Origin of the sequence: Motilimonas pumila (assembly GCF_003596335.1) — a bacterium.
Lineage (GTDB): Bacteria > Pseudomonadota > Gammaproteobacteria > Enterobacterales > CBDFNC01 > Motilimonas > Motilimonas pumila.
Window position 1 is genome coordinate 1 of the sequence record NZ_QZCH01000100.1, and the last position, 1,187, is coordinate 1,187.

Here is a 1,187-nt window from a genome sequence, read left to right on the forward strand (position 1 = left end):
ATGGACTCGTTGCGGTACAAGCGAAGTGGCATTTTGACTTTCAAGCCAACACAATAAAACATCGCAGAGTGCTTTCCCTACCCCGCTTAGGGAGGGAAGCCCGGAGCCATAGGCGATATCAAATTCACGAGTCCCAATATCAATGGGCAATACTGGAATATCAGCGGCTCACGCACAACGCTGGACTAGGGAAATTATGAGGGGATCCGTCAGCGCCCTGTTAAGGGGTGAGCAACGCAATACCGAAGCCGCCACAAACCACCTTAAACACTAAAATCAACGCATAGTAAAAATGCCACGCGTTGCGAATCCCTCTTGAACAGTTTGTTAGTTTGCATTTCACACAAATCGCACGATTTAATTAAATTGAACATTTCATGCGATGCATTATAATCTAACTGTACACTCAATTGGGAACTGACCATGCATACATTAACAGCCAATGATGCCAAACGAAATTTCGGCGAACTACTTCTGAGCGCACAACGCGAGCCAGTAAAAATCAGCAAAAACAGTAAAGATACTGTCGTTGTCATGTCCATTCGTGACTTTGAAGAGCTAGAAGCTATGAAAGTTGAGTACCTCAAACACTGCTTTAAGTCAGCTAAAGAAGACTTGAACAATGGACACACTGTTGATGGCGGAAGCTTTCTGAACTCGCTGTAACTAACTTATGCAAAAGAACAAATACAAGCTAAGTAACTTAGCGCAATCTCACTTGCGCAAAGTAAAAAACTACACTGTTGAAAACTTTTCTGAATTACAGTGGCGTAACTACAAAGATACTCTGCTATCAGGGTTTCAGATGCTAGCTGATAATCCAGGCTTAGGAAGAAGTTGTGACGAGATATACCCAAATGGCTTTTATTTCCCGATTGGAAAACACACAGCTTATTTCACCAAAGAAGATGGCTTTATCTTAGTCGTTGCTGTCTTAGGTCAATCACAGCTACCCCAGAATCATCTGAAATAACACGACTTTCACCCTAGAAATAATAACTGGGACGGGAGTTTATCCATGCAAACTAGACATAATGATTCCCTGTGCACAGGGTCGACCTCCTGCATTTATCGTGGGTTAGCTCGGCCAGTGCCACACTGTTAGGTAACCGCCATAACAGATACAGGAGAGCGACATGAATAATCCTAGCACCCTTTTTATCGGCCTAGACGTACACAAAGAAACC

At 43.3% G+C, this 1,187-nt stretch carries 2 protein-coding genes; both read left to right on the forward strand.

Annotation, left to right across the window (positions count from 1 at the left end; genetic code table 11):
- The first annotated feature begins 423 nt into the window (after positions 1-423).
- Complete coding sequence (locus D1Z90_RS20670) at positions 424-666, forward strand: type II toxin-antitoxin system Phd/YefM family antitoxin (RefSeq protein ID WP_119912650.1); 243 nt, start codon at positions 424-426, stop codon at positions 664-666.
- Positions 667-673: 7 nt separating this feature from the next.
- Positions 674-973: a type II toxin-antitoxin system RelE/ParE family toxin gene (locus tag D1Z90_RS20675; protein WP_045459972.1), complete on the forward strand. Its 300-nt coding sequence runs from the start codon at positions 674-676 to the stop codon at positions 971-973.
- Positions 974-1,187: the final 214 nt, after the last annotated feature.

Excerpts from the sequence above, each read along its gene's own strand:
- D1Z90_RS20670 (WP_119912650.1), top strand. The coding sequence starts at position 424 with ATGCATACATTAACAGCCAATGATGCCAAACGAAATTTCGGCGAACTA.
- D1Z90_RS20675 (WP_045459972.1), top strand. The coding sequence starts at position 674 with ATGCAAAAGAACAAATACAAGCTAAGTAACTTAGCGCAATCTCACTTG.